At 58.3% G+C, this 16,489-nt stretch carries 10 protein-coding genes; 8 read left to right on the forward strand and 2 right to left on the reverse strand.

Features of this window, described 5'->3' with window-relative positions; all coding sequences use genetic code 11:
* Window positions 1-78 precede the first annotated feature (78 nt).
* The 5 genes from JK621_RS23905 (at window position 79) to JK621_RS23925 (ending at window position 4,267) form a co-directional block, all read left to right on the forward strand.
* A complete protein-coding gene (locus tag JK621_RS23905) occupies window positions 79-504 on the forward strand; it encodes a cupin domain-containing protein (RefSeq protein WP_212557925.1) in 426 nt (141 codons plus the stop codon).
* Window positions 505-690: 186 nt separating this feature from the next.
* A complete protein-coding gene (locus JK621_RS23910; protein WP_126484151.1) occupies window positions 691-1,554 on the forward strand; it encodes a DMT family transporter in 864 nt (287 codons plus the stop codon).
* Window positions 1,555-1,576: 22 nt separating this feature from the next.
* The gene (locus JK621_RS23915; protein ID WP_212557926.1) at window positions 1,577-2,092 is read left to right on the forward strand and encodes a DUF6789 family protein; all 516 of its coding nucleotides are present in this window, start codon (window positions 1,577-1,579) and stop codon (window positions 2,090-2,092) included.
* A 156-nt stretch (window positions 2,093-2,248) separates the two neighbouring features.
* Entirely contained in the window at window positions 2,249-3,490 is a 1,242-nt protein-coding gene (locus JK621_RS23920; RefSeq protein ID WP_212557927.1) for an MFS transporter, read from the forward strand.
* 273 nt (window positions 3,491-3,763) lie between these two features.
* Window positions 3,764-4,267 carry a DUF1097 domain-containing protein gene (locus JK621_RS23925; RefSeq protein WP_212557928.1) on the forward strand — a complete coding sequence of 168 codons (504 nt, stop codon included), beginning with the start codon at window positions 3,764-3,766 and terminating at the stop codon, window positions 4,265-4,267.
* Here the strand turns inward: JK621_RS23925 and JK621_RS23930 are convergent.
* Complete coding sequence (locus tag JK621_RS23930; protein ID WP_212557929.1) at window positions 4,247-5,230, reverse strand: LacI family DNA-binding transcriptional regulator; 984 nt, start codon at window positions 5,228-5,230, stop codon at window positions 4,247-4,249. The two genes, JK621_RS23925 and JK621_RS23930, sit on opposite strands and share 21 nt — an antisense overlap.
* A gap of 273 nt (window positions 5,231-5,503) precedes the next feature.
* Between JK621_RS23930 and idnO the strand changes: the two genes are divergently transcribed.
* The 3 genes from idnO to elaB all read left to right on the forward strand — a co-directional run bounded on the left by idnO (window position 5,504) and on the right by elaB (window position 7,722).
* Window positions 5,504-6,268 (forward strand): gluconate 5-dehydrogenase, encoded by a 765-nt coding sequence (gene idnO / locus JK621_RS23935; protein WP_212557930.1) that lies wholly within the window; start codon window positions 5,504-5,506, stop codon window positions 6,266-6,268.
* A 24-nt stretch (window positions 6,269-6,292) separates the two neighbouring features.
* Window positions 6,293-7,324, forward strand: coding sequence for an L-idonate 5-dehydrogenase (gene idnD, locus JK621_RS23940; RefSeq protein WP_212560281.1), 1,032 nt, complete (start codon window positions 6,293-6,295; stop codon window positions 7,322-7,324).
* A gap of 86 nt (window positions 7,325-7,410) precedes the next feature.
* On the forward strand, window positions 7,411-7,722 hold the full coding sequence (gene elaB / locus JK621_RS23945; RefSeq protein ID WP_004947209.1) for a stress response protein ElaB: 312 nt from the start codon (window positions 7,411-7,413) through the stop codon (window positions 7,720-7,722).
* A 43-nt stretch (window positions 7,723-7,765) separates the two neighbouring features.
* On the opposite strand, the gene JK621_RS23950 is transcribed toward elaB, so the two are convergent.
* The gene (locus JK621_RS23950; RefSeq protein ID WP_212557931.1) at window positions 7,766-16,414 is read right to left on the reverse strand and encodes a GH36-type glycosyl hydrolase domain-containing protein; all 8,649 of its coding nucleotides are present in this window, start codon (window positions 16,412-16,414) and stop codon (window positions 7,766-7,768) included.
* Between the last annotated feature and the right edge of the window lie 75 nt (window positions 16,415-16,489).

Here is a 16,489-nt window from a genome sequence, read left to right on the forward strand (position 1 = left end):
GTCTCTGGGGGCTGTCGTTAATTATCCTTTGTATCACGCCATTTCTGTTCTTATTCATAGAGTCATGGAGCGATAACAATGTATAAATTGATACTTCTGGCATTAACGATGGCATTTCAGGGTAACGCGCAGGCCGCTGAAGATCACGGCGAAGGGATCAGTAAGGAAACCCTGCTGAAAACCGAAACCTCGTGGGAGGGCACGCCGTACGGGAAGTATCCGGCCGGCGCCCCCCAGATCACCATGTTGAAAGTGACGGTGGAGCCGAATAAGGTGCTTGCCTGGCATACCCACCCGTGCATCAGCGCGGTGTATATGACCGGCGGCAGCGTTTCTCTCACGGTAAAAAAAACCGGCGTGAAGCACACCTTTAAGCAAGGGGATTCCTTTACCGACACGGTAGATATCGTGCATCAGGGCGTATCTGGCGATAAAGGGGCGGAGATGCTGGTGTTCTTCGCTTGTGCCGACAACCAACCACTGACGGTGAAAACCGCCGAATAATAGTGTCTTTCAAGCTGCGGCGTTGTTGACTGCGCTGCCCGTAGGGGGCGAATATATTCGCCCCGTTTGCCACGGGGGCAGCATACGGAGACACTGGCCCAATCCGGGGCAGCCTGGCTGCAACTTGCCCCAACAGGGTATGAATTATTTTTTACAGCCCGTTTTGGGGTGTATTCCGAGGAAATCATGGTTGCTTTGTGGATGGTCGTCGCCAGCGGGTTCTTTGCGCTGATGGGGGCAAGTGTCAAACTGGCCTCGGCCAAAGTTGGCTTTTTCGATATCATTTTTTACCGCTCCTTTATTAACGTACTGATCGTCGCCGCGTTGATTAAGGTTAAAAATCTCGGCTTCCGCACGCAGCACCTCGGTTTGCATATGAAGCGCGCCGCCATCGGCAATGCGGCGATGTACTGCGGTTTTTATTCGCTGATCCATCTGCCGATCGCCACTGCCACCACGTTGGGTTACACCAACCCGATCTTTCAGTCGGCGATCGCCTTCGTGACCTCCAAAGGCCAGTTGACCGGCAAACTGTTGTTTTCCGTGCTGTTGGGGTTTATCGGCATACTGGTGTTGCTGCGCCCGGACACGCCGAATGGCGAGTATGTCGCCACCCTGATTGGTCTGTTATCCGGGTTGTTGACCGCGCTGGCTTATTTCAATGTCGGTAAACTGGTGCGCAGCGGCGAGCCGGAGTTGCGGGTGGTGTTTTATTTCTCGCTGGTGGGCACGGTGATTGGCTGTGTGATGACGGCGGCGATGGGCTTTACGGCCCTGGACAGCGCCATGATGCTGTGCGTAGGCGCCATCGGCGTATTCGGCAGCCTGGGGCAAATCACCATGACCCGTGCTTATGGCAGCGGCAACGCGGTGATTGTCAGTATCCTGTCCTACAGCACCATCATTTTTTCCACGCTGCTTGGTTATCTGCTGTTTGGCGAAAAACTGTCTTATATTGCTGCGGCCGGCATGGCGCTGATTATTCTTTCCGGCGCATTGGCCATTTTGAAACGCAATCCGACGAAGGCCTCGAAGGCTGCGGCGGTATAACAATAAACAAAGGAGAGGGCTAATGGACTTGTGCCCTGCCAGGGAACTGGCGCGTTATGGACTGTTTGGCATTGTGGCGACACTCGGCATGGACCTGGTAAATTTTATTGCCTCGTCCGCCGGGATTATCGGTAAGCTGAATCTGGTTTTTATCGGCAATTTGGTTAATCAGTGGGGGCAGGGGCAATTTCTTTTCCTGCGGCCCGGCGATATTCCTCAGGTGCCGTACGCATTATTATTGGGCTACGGTGCGCATTATTTTGCAGGCATCGTTCTGGCGCTGCTTTTTTATTATTTTATCTTTTCCGTTTATCACCCGCGCCGCGGTGCCTTGTGCCGGGCCGTTATTTATGGCCTGGTTTGTTCGCTTATATCGTTATGCTTGATTTATCCCTCGGTTGGATTAGGTTTTTTCGGCAGCGCCGCGAGCGGCCCCGGTCTGCTGGTGGCCAGCCTGGTCAACCATGCCGTCTATGGTTTGGTATTAGGCATTTGCGGTATTTGGCCACGCCGGCAGGCGGTTTGCGTGCTACGTTAAAACGGCCATATTTTCTCCGCTCATGCATTAATGAATCACTGTGATGCATTCTTGGCTATTCTTGCCGTTATACCCAAACGGTATGATGAACGCGTTTCCTGATTGAGTTTGGTTTTCAGGACAGTATGTTTATCCAGCTTGTTTCGGGAGAGAAAAATGTCTGAAGGTGTCGCTGCCAATCAAGCAGCTAAAACGAATTCGGGCACGTCGCATTTTGCCATTCTGCTATTTTTAGCCTTGGCATTAATGTCTGCGTTGCTCAATAGCAGCGCGCCAACGCCGCTTTATCCGCTTTATCAACATGAATTGGGTTTAAGTTCGGTCAGCCTGACGATTATTTATGGCGCTTATGCTGCAGGCGTGCTGATTTCACTGTTTGGCGTCGGCAACATGGCCGGCAAGGTGAAAGACTTGCGCAGCATGATTGTGCCGGCGCTGCTGGTGGTTTTGGCCGGCGCGCTGCTGTTTTCGATGGCCAATTCGTTTTTGATGATGTTTATGGCGCGGTTGCTGGCCGGGATTGGGACAGGTGCGCTGACCGGGGCGGCCAACATTGCGCTGGTGCGTTTTGGGCCGAAAGACGGCGGTAAAAATGCGGCGCTGATCGCTACGCTGTCGTTTACCCTAGGCTTGGCATTGGGGCCGATTTTCAGCGGCGTGGCGCTGCAAACCGGATTCCATACCACCTCATTGCCCTTCATTATCATCATGGCGGTGGCGGCGGTAGCGGCTCTGGGCGTGATGCTGAAATGGCCGGGTGAAGTGGTGGTGGCGCCGGTAAGCGGAGCGCCGGTGGCTGCCGCACCGGAAAAGAGTTCGTTAGGTGATGGCCTGCGCGCCACGGGCGGCAAGTTCTTCCTGTGCGCCGGTGCGTTGTTCATCTGCTGGGCAGTCGCCGCCAGTATTCTGGCGATTGGCCCGAGCGTCTCGGAAAAGCTGCTGGGCATGCACAGCCGTGGCGTTTACGGTTACGTGATCGCCGTTTACCTGGTGATTGCCGGCATCAGCCAAATCCTCAGTCGCCGCATTAATGCGCGGCACTCGCTGATGTTTGGTTGCCTGGCGCAGGCGCTGTCGGTGGTGGTGTTCGCCGAGGCGATCCAGATCCACTCGCTGGGCCTGGCGGCCGCAGGGATGGTGATTGCCGGTTATGCTTACGGTGCGATTTTTGTCGGCAGCGCCACGCTGGTGAACCTGATTTCACCGAAGGCCAGCCATGCAAGACTGATTTCGCTGTTTTACGTTATTGCTTATATCGCCAACTGGGTACCCATCCTGCTGGGGGTCGTGATCGACCATGCCAGCCTGCATTTGGCGGTCAACCTGTTATTTGTGGTCAGTGCCCTGGTGTGCTTGATTCTGAGCTTCATGGTGACCCGCGCGGGCTTCCCGCGCTGATACCCGCCGCTTATCAAGCCGCAACATGATTGGTTGCAACTTGATATTCATAGGGGGTAAGAAAGAATACTTTAGCCACGCAATGTGGCGAACGATTTCCCTGGTGTTGTTGTGTGTCATTTCCAGCGCGCTTGCCGCGCTGGTTTTTTTTGTGACAAACCCTGCAAATCTGTAATTTCCATTTCTCATATTACATATTTTATGTGACACTAATCACATAAATTTACCGGTTTTCGAGTACACTGCGCGCTTTCTTTTCTGCCGGGTCGATTTATGAACGTTATTTTCGCCATTGCCGTCACTACCGGAATTCTGTCCGGGGTCTGGGGATGGGTTGCCGTCAGCCTGGGGTTGATCGGCTGGGCCGGCTTTCTCGGTTGCACCGCTTATTTCGCCTGCCCACAGGGTGGTTTGAAAGGGTTGTTGATTAGCGTCCTGACCAGCTGTAGCGGGGTGTTTTGGGCGATGGCGATCATTCACGGCAGCGAGCTGGCGCCAGGCTGGAGCATGCTGGGCTACCTGCTGACCGGTATAGTGGCCTTCCTGATGTGTATTCAGGCAAAACAGCAGTGGCTGGGGTTCGTGCCCGGCACCTTTATCGGCGCTTGCGCTACCTTTGCCGGCGGGGGCGACTGGCCGCTGGTGACGGCATCTTTATTGGTAGGGCTGGTGTTTGGTTACGCGATGAAAAACAGCGGACTGTGGCTGGCGGCGCGCAGCGATAAGGCGAAAATACCTGACGTGGCTGCCGGGCATTCAAATAGTGCCGCCGAGTGAAATGCGGTAGTGCAGGTCAACGCGCTCAATGCACGGCACCCCTTTTATGCGCTTTAGCAGGATCTCGGTGGCTACCTTGCCGATATCAAATCGGGGGGTAATCACGCTGGCGATGCCCGGCGTGGTGGCTTTACCGATATCCAGACCGTGAAAGCCTGACAGTGCGATGTCCTGCGGGACATTCAACCCGAGCCGCAGGCACTCCTGCAACACGCCCACCGCCAGATCGTCGTTAGTGCACAGTATGCCGTCCAGATCAGGATAAAGCCGACGCGCCATCGCCAGCATATCGGAGCCGACCGAGACCGATGAAACCCGATGCGGCGTGATTTGCCGCGGGGTCAGCCCCTGATTTTCCATCGCCCGGCAATAGCCCTGAAAACGTTTCAAGTCGCGCGCATCGGACATGGCGCCGAAATAGACCACCTGGCGTTTGCCGCTGGCAAGCAGCGCTTCGGTCATGTCATAACCCGCCTGATAGTTATCGAACCCCACGGCAATTCGCCCTGCCGGCCCTTCCAGATCCATCACCTGCGCCACCGGGATTTTTGCCGCCGTCAGGTACTTTTCCGCCCGCAGAGTGTGTTGCGAATCGGTAAGGATCAGCCCGGCGATCGGGTAGGCCAGCAACTGGACGATGTGCTCTTCCTCCCGCTCGCGGCTGTAGTCATAGTTCACCACCAGCGTTTGATAACCCTGATCCAGAGCGACGGATTCGATGCCGGCCAGCAGATCGGCAAAGATCTGGTTGTTGAACGAGGGGACTAACACGCCGATGCGCGGTTTTTGGTTCGAACGCGCTTCATCCGTGTCGGTGAAGTTCACCTCTTTCATCACTTCGGCGATGCGCGCGGCGGTATCGGCCGCCACCTTTTCCGGCGTACGCAGATAGCGGCTGACGGTCATTTTGGTCACACCGGCGAGCAGCGCGATATCTTGCAGCGTAACGCGTTGGTTCTTCATTCTGGGGCCTTAACAGGGTGGGGCGGAAAAATCGCGGATAAGCCCATGTTAGCAAATCGATTTGGCGATAACAATCGACGTTATAAAGTATAAAAATCCTATTTATCAATGAAATATGTCGATGGTTTGGCCTGTGCGAATGCGTGGGGTCACGTTAAAGGTAACAGCTTTTAGTAACATGATTTTAAGTGATGCAGCTCACATTTTTGCCGGCGGCAATCCGGTGAGATAGGCACCTGTGTTCTAACTGAATGATAGGGATCGGGGAACCATATGAATAACTTATTTTCGCTGGATAATAAAAAAATACTGATTACCGGCGCGTCACGGGGCATTGGTTTTCTGCTGGCGCGCGGGCTGGCGCAGTACGGTGCGCACATTTTGGTCAACGCCACCAGCCGGGAAAACGCGCAGCGCGCGGTGGATGTTCTGCGGCGTGAAGGCTTCAGTGCCGATGCAGCCCCTTTTGACGTGACCGACTCGCAGGCCATTCATGCCGCCATTGAGCAAATAGAGGCGGAAATGGGCGGGATCGATGTGTTGATTAATAACGCCGGTATCCAGCGGCGCCATCCCTTTACCGAATTCCCGGAAAAAGACTGGGACGATATTATCGCCGTCAATCAGAAAGCGGTATTTATGGTGTCGCAAACCGTGGCGCGCCATATGGTGCAGCGCCAAAGCGGCAAAATTATCAACATCGGCTCGATGCAGAGTGAGCTGGGGCGCGACACCATTACGCCCTATGCCGCCTCCAAGGGGGCGGTGAAAATGCTGACGCGTGGCATGTGCGTGGAGCTGGCGCGTTACAACATTCAGGTCAACGGCATCGCGCCGGGCTATTTCAAAACCGAAATGACTCAGGCGCTGGTGGATAATCCGGAGTTTACCGCCTGGCTGACCAAACGCACCCCGGCCGCACGCTGGGGCGATCCGCAGGAGCTGATTGGCGCGGCGGTGTTTTTGTCGTCCAAAGCGTCGGACTTTGTTAATGGCCATTTGCTGTTTGTCGATGGCGGCATGTCCGCTGCGGTATAACGGTCTGTTCAACGGAAAATCATGATGAAAATTCAAACCCGGTCCTGTGTGGTCAACGGCAAATATGACGTGGCGGTGGTGGAGCAGGAGGTGGAATATCAGGGCACCGGCACGCTGGTGAAAATCACCCGTGGCGGAATCTGCGGTTCAGATCTGCATTATTATCAGGAAGGTAAGGTCGGCAGTTTTCAGGTGCGTCAGCCGATGGTGCTTGGCCATGAGGTGATCGGCGAAGTGGTGGCCAGCGATTCGGCGCTGCTGACACCGGGCCAGAAAGTGGCGCTGAACCCCAGCAAGCCATGCGGGCAGTGCAAATATTGTCTGGCGAATCAGCAAAACCAATGTACCCAAATGCGTTTTTTCGGCAGCGCTATGTATTTCCCGCATGTTGACGGCGCTTTCACCCAGTACAAGGTGGTCGATAGCGCGCAGTGCATTGCGTTCGGCGCCGATCGCGACGAAAAGGTGATGGTGTTTGCCGAACCCTTGGCGGTGGCGATCCACGCCGCCAGGCAGCCCGGTGAAGTCAAAGGGAAAAAGGTGTTCGTGTCCGGTGTCGGCCCGATAGGTTGCTTACTGGTAGCGGCGCTGAAGGCGCTGGGTGCCGGCGAAATTGTCTGCGCCGATCTTAGCCCGCGTTGCCTGGATATTGCCGGGGAAATGGGGGCCGACGTCCGTTTGCACGCCGCCGACGACGATTTCAGCGGTTATCTGCAGGACAAAGGTTATTTTGATATCGCTTTTGAGGTTTCCGGCCATCCGTCGTCTTTACAGCGCTGTCTGGAAATCACCCGCGCCAAAGGGACGGTGGTGCAGGTGGGCATGGGCGGCAGTTTCCCGGATTTCCCGCTGATGCTGCTGATTGCCAAAGAGCTGAACCTGCTGGGATCGTTTCGTTTTGTTGAGGAATTCTCGTTGGCGGTGGCCTGGCTGGCCGAAGGGACAGTCGATCCGCTGCCGCTGCTTTCTGCCGAGTTCGATAACCGGCAACTGGCGCAGGCGCTGGAGTTTGCCGGTGACAAGAGCCTGGCTGCCAAGGTGCAATTGGTGTTCTGATTTTAGCCAATAGTCTGATGGCGTGGACCGGCGATCCTTGTCTATAGTTAAGAACCGTTTAATTTTTTAACCACGGAGAATTTAACATGGCGAGAAATACGGATGCGGATCAAACCACGCTGGATGACGATCTGAGAATGCTGAGTGACACGCTGGAAGAAGTGTTGAAATACTCCGGCGATCGCGCCGATCAGGCCTATATCGATATCAAGGCCCACGCGGAACAGGCGCTGAGCGAGGTAAAGTCGCGGCTGACTGACACCACCGAATCCTACTATGCGCGGGCCAAGGATGCCGTTTGCCGCACCGACGGCTACGTGCGCGAAAAACCCTGGCACAGCGTTGGCATTGGCGCCACGGTCGGTTTGGTGCTGGGCCTGTTGCTGGCGCGCAAATAACGGCCTGTTGAAGTTAGGCGCGGCAATCGCCGCGCCCCGAAGTTTACTGCCCCAACGTGACCTCCACCTGATGGATCTTCCCATCGTCAACCAGCGTTATCGCCGCCTCAGGCTGTTTTTCACCGTCCACAGTGACCAGCGCCTCGCCCTGACCCTGACGGATCCTCAACCGATACTCGCTGCCGCCTTCGCGGTAGTTAAGCGTTACCTGCGGCCAGTCTGCGGGCAGCCGGGTATTGACGGTCAGCCGATCGCCGCGGCGTTTCACCCCCAGCAGGGATTCGACGATTAACCTGTACATCCAGCCGGCGGAGCCGGTATACCAACTCCAGCCGCCGCGGCCGACATGCGGCGCCACCGCGTAGATATCGGCGGTGACCACGTAAGGCTCGACCTTGTAACGTTCGGCGGCGGTACTATCCAGGCTGTGGTTGATCGGGTTAATCAGCGCCATCAGTTCCCAGGCGCGTTCGATATTGCCCATTTCGGCGAAGGCCATCACCGCCCAGACCGCACCGTGGGTATATTGGCCGCCGTTCTCGCGTACGCCGGGCAGATAGCCGCGAATGTAACCCGGGTTCGGGCCGTTGCCGTCGAACGGCGGCGTCAGCAGTTTGATCAGGCCGGCCTGATTGTCGACCAGGTGTTTATCCAGCGACTGCATCGCCTGTAGGCTGCGCGGTTTATCCCCGGCGCCGGACAGCACCGACCAACTTTGGGCGATGGCATCGATGCGACACTCTGCCGACTCATGGGAGCCCAGCGGCTCCCCGCTGTCAAAGTAACCCCGGCGATACCATTCGCCGTCCCAGGCGTGGTCACGCAGATTGTCGCGCAGGGTGGCGGCCTGTTGGCGGCACAGCGTCGCCAGCGCCTTGTCGTTGCGGGCGGTCGCCAGTTCGCCATAGCGTTGCAGAATATGGAACAGGAAGAAGCCCAGCCACACGCTTTCGCCGCGCCCCTCCAGGCCTACCATATTCATGCCGTCGTTCCAGTCCCCGGCACCCATCAGCGGCAGGCCATGCTCGCCGAAGTTCAGCCCGTGTTTCAATGCGCGCACGCCGTGCTGATACAGGGTTTCCTGCGTCGCGCTCAGCGCCGGCTGTTCGTAGGACGATTCCTCGCCTGGCGCCAGCTTGCGCGCCTCCAGATAGCCGACCTGTTCTTCCAGAATGGTTTTATCGTCGGTGGCGTCCAGGTAGTGGCAAATCGCCAAGGGTAACCACAGATAATCATCCGAACAGAGCGTGCGAACGCCATTTCCCTGTGGAGGATGCCACCAGTGCTGCACATCGCCTTCGACAAACTGGCGCGATGCGCACAGCAGGATCTGTTGGCGCAGGCGCTCGGGGGCGGCGTGGGTCAGCGCCAGCGTATCCTGCAGTTGATCGCGGAAGCCAAAGGCGCCGCCGGATTGGTAGTAGCCGCTGCGCGCCTGAATGCGGCAGGAGAGGGTCTGGTACAGCAGCCAGCCGTTGGCCAGCAGATCGACCGCCGGCTGCGGCGTGCCGATCTGCACTTTGTTGAGAATGTCGCCCCAATGCGCCGTCACCTGCAGCAACTCATTTTGCAGTGGCTCTTCTTGCAGGTATTTTTGCAGCAGCGCTTCGGCCTCATCGGCATTTTGCCCCAGGCCGAGGGCGAACACGAAGCTGCGCTGATCGCCATCGATCAGGCTGATCGCCGACTGCACGGCACCGCAGGGATCCATGCCGGCGCCCACTTTGCCGGATAAGCGCCGCAGCTTCAGCACCGCCGGGCGGGTCAGCGAGCCGTTGCGGCCAATGAATTCGCGCCGATCGCCGCTGATTGAACAATGCGCGCCGGAGACGCCGAAGAAAGCGGTTCGTTCCGAGCCGCTGCCGCCGTAGTGGTTGGTGGCCAGAACACCGCATCCGCTTTCGGGCGTCGCCGCCTGCGTGACGATGTGCATGGCCGTTTTTTGCCGCAGATCGCCGAGGATAAACTCCACGTAACCGGTAGCCGATAGGTTGCGCGTGCGCCCGGAGGTGTTGGTCAGCGTCAGCAGGAACAGTTTCACCGGCGCCTCTTTGGCGACCAATACGGTGAACTGGCTGTCAATGCCGCTTTCGCGATGGTCGAACACGCTGTAACCGAAGCCGTGGCGTGCCAGATAGTGGCCGCGCCCCCGGGCGGGCAGCGGCGTGGGTGACCAGAAGTGGCCGTTCTCTTCGTCGCGCAGATAGAAAGCTTCGCCGCTGCGGTCGCAAATGGGATCGTTCTCCCAGGGCGTAAGGCGGTATTCGTGGGCGTTTTCGTACCAGGTGTAGGCCTGGCCGCTTTCCGAGACAACCGAGCCGAACATCGGGTTGGCCATGACGTTTGACCAGGGCGCAGGGGTGATCTTGCTCTCGTTCATGGCGATCACATATTCACGGCCATCCTCCGAGAAGCCGCCGAGGCCGTTATAGAACTGCAGCGCGTCGATGGCGGGCAACTGCGGCGAATGCAGGTTGCGCGGCAGATTGTTCACCGTCGCCAGTTTCGACGAGGCGGTTACCGGCGACAGCGGCTGCTGCTGGATCTGCGGCAGTTGCAGCCGTTGGTTTAGCTGTTCATTTAATCCGCCACGCCGATCGTCGAGGTAAATACGCGCCACGCTGAGCAGCAGGCGGTGATCCTCCGGTGACATATGCTCGCTGGTACGTACGAAAATGCCGCCCGGTTTATCGGTCTGGGTTGATTCCATACCTGCGGCGATCAGGCCCATTATCTGGTTTTGCAGCTCCTGACGGTAGCCGCCGGCGTCCTCGTTGAGGATCACCAGATCCACCGGCAGCCCTTTCAGCCGCCAGTAGTTGTGCGCCTGAATCAGCTGTTGCACCAGCCCGATGTTCTCGCCATCGGTCACCGTCAACAAAACGATCGGCAGATCGCCTGAGATAGAATGCCCCCACAGTCCCGACTGGCCGCGGCGATTTTGGATGATTTCGCTGCTGGCGGCGCGCATTTCCTGCGCCGGGAACACCACGGCGCTCGCCAGGCGATTGAACAGGTTGGCATCTTCCTCATTGGCGTTCAGCTGACGCAGCACCACCTGGCTGTGCGACCAGGCCAGTTCAAACACGCGGTCCGCCAGGTGGCGATCGCGGTATTTTTCCAGCATGGCCAGGCTGCTGACGCGGTCTTCGCAAACACCGTAGAAAATATCCAGCGTCAGCGGCACGTTGGGCTCCAGCACCACGCGCTGGCGGATGGCGATGATCGGATCGATGACAGGCCCGGCGCTGTTGGTCAACGGCGTATTTTGATACAGCGCCTGCGGGTTGGCCGGGGTGCGGCCACGGCCGATAAATTTGGCGCGATCGGTTTCGAACGAGGTCTGGCTGGATCGGCCCTGTACCGTCATCATATGCAGCAACCACGGACATTTCTCTTTTGGTTCGCGCGGGCGGCGGTGACACAAAATGGCGTCTTGATCCGGCAGCAGTTCGGTCTGAACGAACAAATTGCTGAACGCCGGGTGAGCCAGATCGTTGCCGGCCGGCGCCAGCACCACTTCCGCATAGCTGGTGATTTCGAGGGTGCGCGGCTGTTTACCGCGGTTTACCAGAGTGATGCGCCGCAGCTCGATATCGTCTTCCGGCGACACCACAACCTGCGTTTTGACCGACAGCAAGCCCTGGCTGCGCTGATATTCGGCGCCGGCATCGTTGAACACCGCGCTGTAACCCTTGGCTGGGCCGCCGATCGGTTGCCAGGTGTTGCTCCATACCTCACCGGTTTGCGGATCGCGCAGGTAACAGAAGGCGCCCCAGTTGTCGCAGGTGGCATCTTCACGCCAGCGGGTCAGGGCCAGATTTTGCCAGCGGCTGTAGCTGCCGCCGGCCTGGGTCAGCATCAGGTGGTAATTGGCGTTCGACAATAACTGCACTTCCGGGATCGGCGAATCCACCCGGTTGAACTCACGCGCAATGAACCTGGCCGGAGTAATGGTGCCCTCATGCGTTTCGAAGTGACGACGTGTGCTGTATAGCTCAACCGCATCCGGCACCCGTTCTTGCAGCAGCAAGCGCGTCGACTGGAAGGCGGGATAATCGGCGAAGCGCGACACCATAGGGGCATCCAGCAGCAGATGGGACAGGGCGAGGAAGCTCATGCCCTGATGGTGCGCCATATAGGAGCGGATGATCACGTACAGCTGACCGCGGCTGAGGCGCGCGGTGGTGTAATCCAGAGCCTCGTAAAAACCGTAGCGGCCTTTGGCGCCATTTTTTTCCAGGGCGACGAGGTTGCTGCAAGCGGCATGCGGATCGACAATCAGCGCCATCACCGTCGCGTATGGCGCGACCACCATATCGTCACCCAGCCCGCGACGCAGGCCCAGCCCCGGCACGCCAAAGGCGTGATACTGGTAATTTTGATCGGCATCGAAGCCGAAATAGCCGGATTCGGAGATGCCCCAGGGCACGCCGCGCTCCTTGCCCCAGGCGATTTGCCGTTCCACTGCGGCGCGGCACATTTGCACCAGCAGAGTGTCGGGGTAGGCCGGCATCACCAACTGCGGCATCAGGTATTCAAACATCGAGCCGCTCCACGACATCAGCGCCGGCTCATTTTCGATCAGGGTAAACAGTCTGCCGAGCGCAAACCAACTGCGCTGAGGCACCTGGTTAGTGGCGATGGCGACGTAGTTGGTCAGGCGGATTTCCGATGCCAGCAGATCGTATTTACTGCTGTCCATCCGGTTTTGATCGCAGTTAAAGCCGACGGACAGGAAATGGGTCGATTCGTCATACAGGAAGTTGAAGTCCATCTGCGCCATTTTTTCCAGCCGATGCTGGAGGCGATACAATTGCGTCAGCCGTTCCTGAGCCAATGCGCCGGCGGCCTCAAGCTGGCTTTGCTGCTCTGCCGTCAGCATCAGCTGTGCCGGCGGATTGGCCAGCCAGTGCAGGCTTGGCGCCGGCTCCAACTCGGATACGCTGTCGCTCAGCCAGCCGAACCACAGCGCCCATTCCGCGCAGAGTTCGTTGAGTTGCTGATGCAGCGCGCCGGCCCAGCGTTTGGTTTCTTCGTCGTGATTCAGCGCCGGTTCCTGCAACCCGTTGCTGTAGTTGCGCATGGCGTTCAGCTCGGCCTGCAGCGCAGTGGGATGGCTATTTAACGCCAGTTCAAAATGGTTGCGCAGCTTCGGCAGGTTTTTGTGGGCGGCGTCCCCCCAGTGCTGTTCCAGCAGTTGTAGGCAGTCGCCAAGCCCGGCCAGCACCAATTGCGGGCTGATGACCGGCCGGTGGGCCAGCGCGGGCAGGCCGGCGCTGAGCGTCAGCAGGTGGCCGGCGAGATTGCCGCTGTCCACGCTGGAGATATAGCGCGGGTTCAGCGGCTCTAAAGTACGGGTGTCGTACCAGTTGTACAGGTGGCCGCGATAGTGTTCCATGCGGTCCAGCGTGTTAAGCGTCAGCTCAATGCGCCGCAGCGCTTCGCTGAGCGTCAGGTAGCCGAAATCGTAAGCGGTGAGGTTAGCCAGCAACGACAACCCGATATTGGTCGGCGAAGTGCGATGCGCCACCACGGGTTCCGGTATCTCCTGATAGTTATCCGGCGGCAGCCAGTTTTCCTGCTGATTGACGAAGGTATTGAAAAAGTCCCAGGTTTGGCGGCTGGTGTGACGCAGGAAGCGGCGCTGTTCATCGTCGAGCGCGGTTTTACTGCGCTGCGGCTGGTGGCTGAGATAACACAGCAGGAACGGGGCCAGGCACCACAGGGTGGCGAAGGGCAGCGTGATAAACAGCGCCATCGGGTTATACAGGAAGCTAAACAGCAACAGCAACAGCGCCACGCCGGCTGCCGGGTTGATCCACATCGTCCGATAAAAGTTTTGCGGAGTCACCTGCTGACGGGCGTTGGATTGAGCGTAGCTGGTCCACTCTTGCAGGTTGCGTTTGCTGATCAGCAGCCGCCAAAGGGTAATGGCGATGGCTTTCAGGCTGTACAGCGCTTCATGCGGCAGCGTCGCCAGCCGCAGCCCGACCTGCGCCAGCCGATGCAGCGCACCGTTCATCGCCAACTGCAGGTGTTGCAGGAAGGGCCTGCGGGGCGGTTTGCGGACAACATCCTGCGCCAGTGCCACCAGGGTAGGCAACAGCAGGATGATGGCAAAGAACGCCAGCCAGTAACGGGTGTTCGGCAGCCAGACAAGACCGCAAAACAGCAGCAGCAACAGGCTGGGCGACGTCAGGCTGCGGCGCAGGTTATCGAACAGCTTCCAGCGTGACAGGGTGCTCAATGGGTTGGCGGTGCGGGTGCCGTCTTCGGTTTTTACCCGTGGCAGCAGCCAGTTGAGCAGTTGCCAATCGCCGCGGATCCAGCGCGTGCGGCGCTCGACGTCCACCAGATAGTTGCTGGGATACTGTTCGTACAACAATACGTCGCTCAGCAGGCCGGAGCGGGCGTAGCAGCCTTCCAGCAGATCGTGGCTCAACACCAGATTCGGTGGGCAGGTGCCTTTGAGGCTGTGCGAGAACACATCGACATCGTAGATGCCCTTGCCGATAAAGGATCCTTCGCCAAACAGATCCTGGTAAATGTCCGAGGCCATCAACGTATAGGGATCGTTGCCCGGCGTGCTGCTGCACAGAGCGGCGTAGCGGCCCTGGCCGTAAGCCGGTATTTCCTCCGCCATGCGCGGTTGCAAGATGGCGTAGCCCTCTACCACCCGCTGTTGACGCGCGTCGTACTGCGGCCGATTAAGCGGGTGCGCCATGGCGGCGATCAACTGGTGGGCGCTTTCGCGCGGCAATACGGTATCGCTGTCGAGGGTGATGACGTATTTCACGTTTTTCAGCACTTCCAGGCCGGCGCCAATCTGGGTGCAGAAGGCGTTGCCACGGTTACGCAGCCAGTCGTTCAGCGCATTCAGCTTGCCGCGTTTGCGCTCCAGCCCCATCCATACGCCCTGTTTTTCATTCCACTCGCGATCGCGGTGAAACAGGAAAAAGTGGCTGGGGCCTTCACAGGGATAGCGGCCGTTAAGGGCTTCCATTTGCTGGCAGGCATAGGCCAGCAGACGGGCATCGTCCGCGTGCTGCTTTTGCGGCGCATCGTTGAAGTCGGTGAGCAGGGCAAAGTGCAGATGTTTCATTGCGTTGCCCAGATAATAGACCTCAAGCGCGTTGATCAGCTTATCGACGCCGCTTTTGCTGTCGAGCAGCGTCGGTATCACCACCAGAGTGCGGAATTCGGCGGGAATGCCGCAGGAGAAATCGAGCCTCGGCAGAGGTTGCGGCATGCGGCTGCGGGTGGTTATCTCGCTAAGCAGGTTGAGCACGAACTGGCTGACCACCGCCGCCATCGGGAAGAACAGCAGCGCCAGCCCCCAACTGATGCCGGTGCTGTAGGCATGGCGCAGCAACTCCGCGCAGCAGGCGGTGGTGATCAGACTCAGGCTGCCTAGCCAGGAAAGCAGCGGCGCCTGATTTAACGCATGGCGCAAGCGGGTAATGCGCCCGAGCCGAACCTCAAGCTGTTGTTCCAGCTCCGGTCGACCATCGTCAACCAGGTAGTAGCCAACGTGGTTGCGGCGTGGATCGCTGGACGGATCTTCGGCCGCCACCCGCGCCATATTCAGTACGTGCTGGGCGACCTGCACTTCATTGCGCGAGCAGTGACGCGCCAGCATTTCGATCACGTGGCGGTAGTGGTCGCGGGTGTCGAAGTGCATCAAGGGGTAAACCCCCGCCGGATCGTCGCGCAGGGTCTGATCGACCTGGCTCATGGTTTCGACAAATTCTGCCCAGTCCATTTCGCTGAGCTGGCGCAGGCCGGAAATGCTGTTGCTGACCGACAGTTGGCTGACGGCCAACTGCTGGTTAAAGCGGTGGATCAATTCAGCCGAGCTCAGGCTGACCTCTGCCAAACGCTGTTCAACCCAGGTGAGCGGCAACGCCAGCATGGTGCCGTGGCCCTGTAAACGACGGACCAGCTCGGCGACAAAGGCGCTGGAGCGCGGGGGATTGGAGCGCGCCATGTCGGCAATCACCACGATCAGGTTGGCCGGATCGTTTTCCGCCGATTCCAGCATTTTGGTCACCCAGCTGTCGGCCAGATTGCGCTCGCTTTGCGCTTGCGCCACTTCAACGCTAACGCGCCGCAGATTCTCGATCAGCGCCAGGCGCAACATGCCGGGCAGCGCCCAGAGCTCGCCCATCGTCAGATTGACTTCTTTTTGATAGGCGGCGATATACCGCGTGAGGCTTTCGGCGTCCCAGCGGCCATCGCCGTGCGCAATGGCTTCGGCCGCCACGTCATAGATTCGCGGGCAGTTATAGGGGGCTGCCAACTGCGGCAGACCGCGGCCAAAGGTTTTCGGCAAATGGTGACGCACGACGCGAATTTGTTCTTCGATCAGATAGTAGTTATCGAGCAGCCATTCGCCGGCGGGGGTCATGCTGGATTTCTTGCCGCTGCTTAACTGGTGGCAGCTTTCCGCCAGTATGCGTTCGTTTTCGTCCAACCGCTTCAGCAGAAAATACGGTGTCTTGCGCGTTGCCAGCTTGTGCGAGCGCGCCAGGCGCTGGCCATAGCGTTCCATTTGATCGACAGAAAACAATTCTGCCTTGATGGTGCCTCCGTTGGTCTCGGGGGCGTTTTTATTACGCCGCAGCGGCAACGGATTTATTTTTGCATTTTTCCGTTGTTTTTTTAACCAATTGATTAGTATTTCTTTCACACAAAAGCTCCTTACATCTGACCCAAAGGACAGCCGGTAAAACCGCCGGGAGATCGTGAACATCCTGTTTTTAAC

This window comes from Serratia plymuthica (genome assembly GCF_018336935.1).
In the GTDB taxonomy this organism is placed as follows: Bacteria; Pseudomonadota; Gammaproteobacteria; order Enterobacterales; family Enterobacteriaceae; genus Serratia; species Serratia plymuthica_B.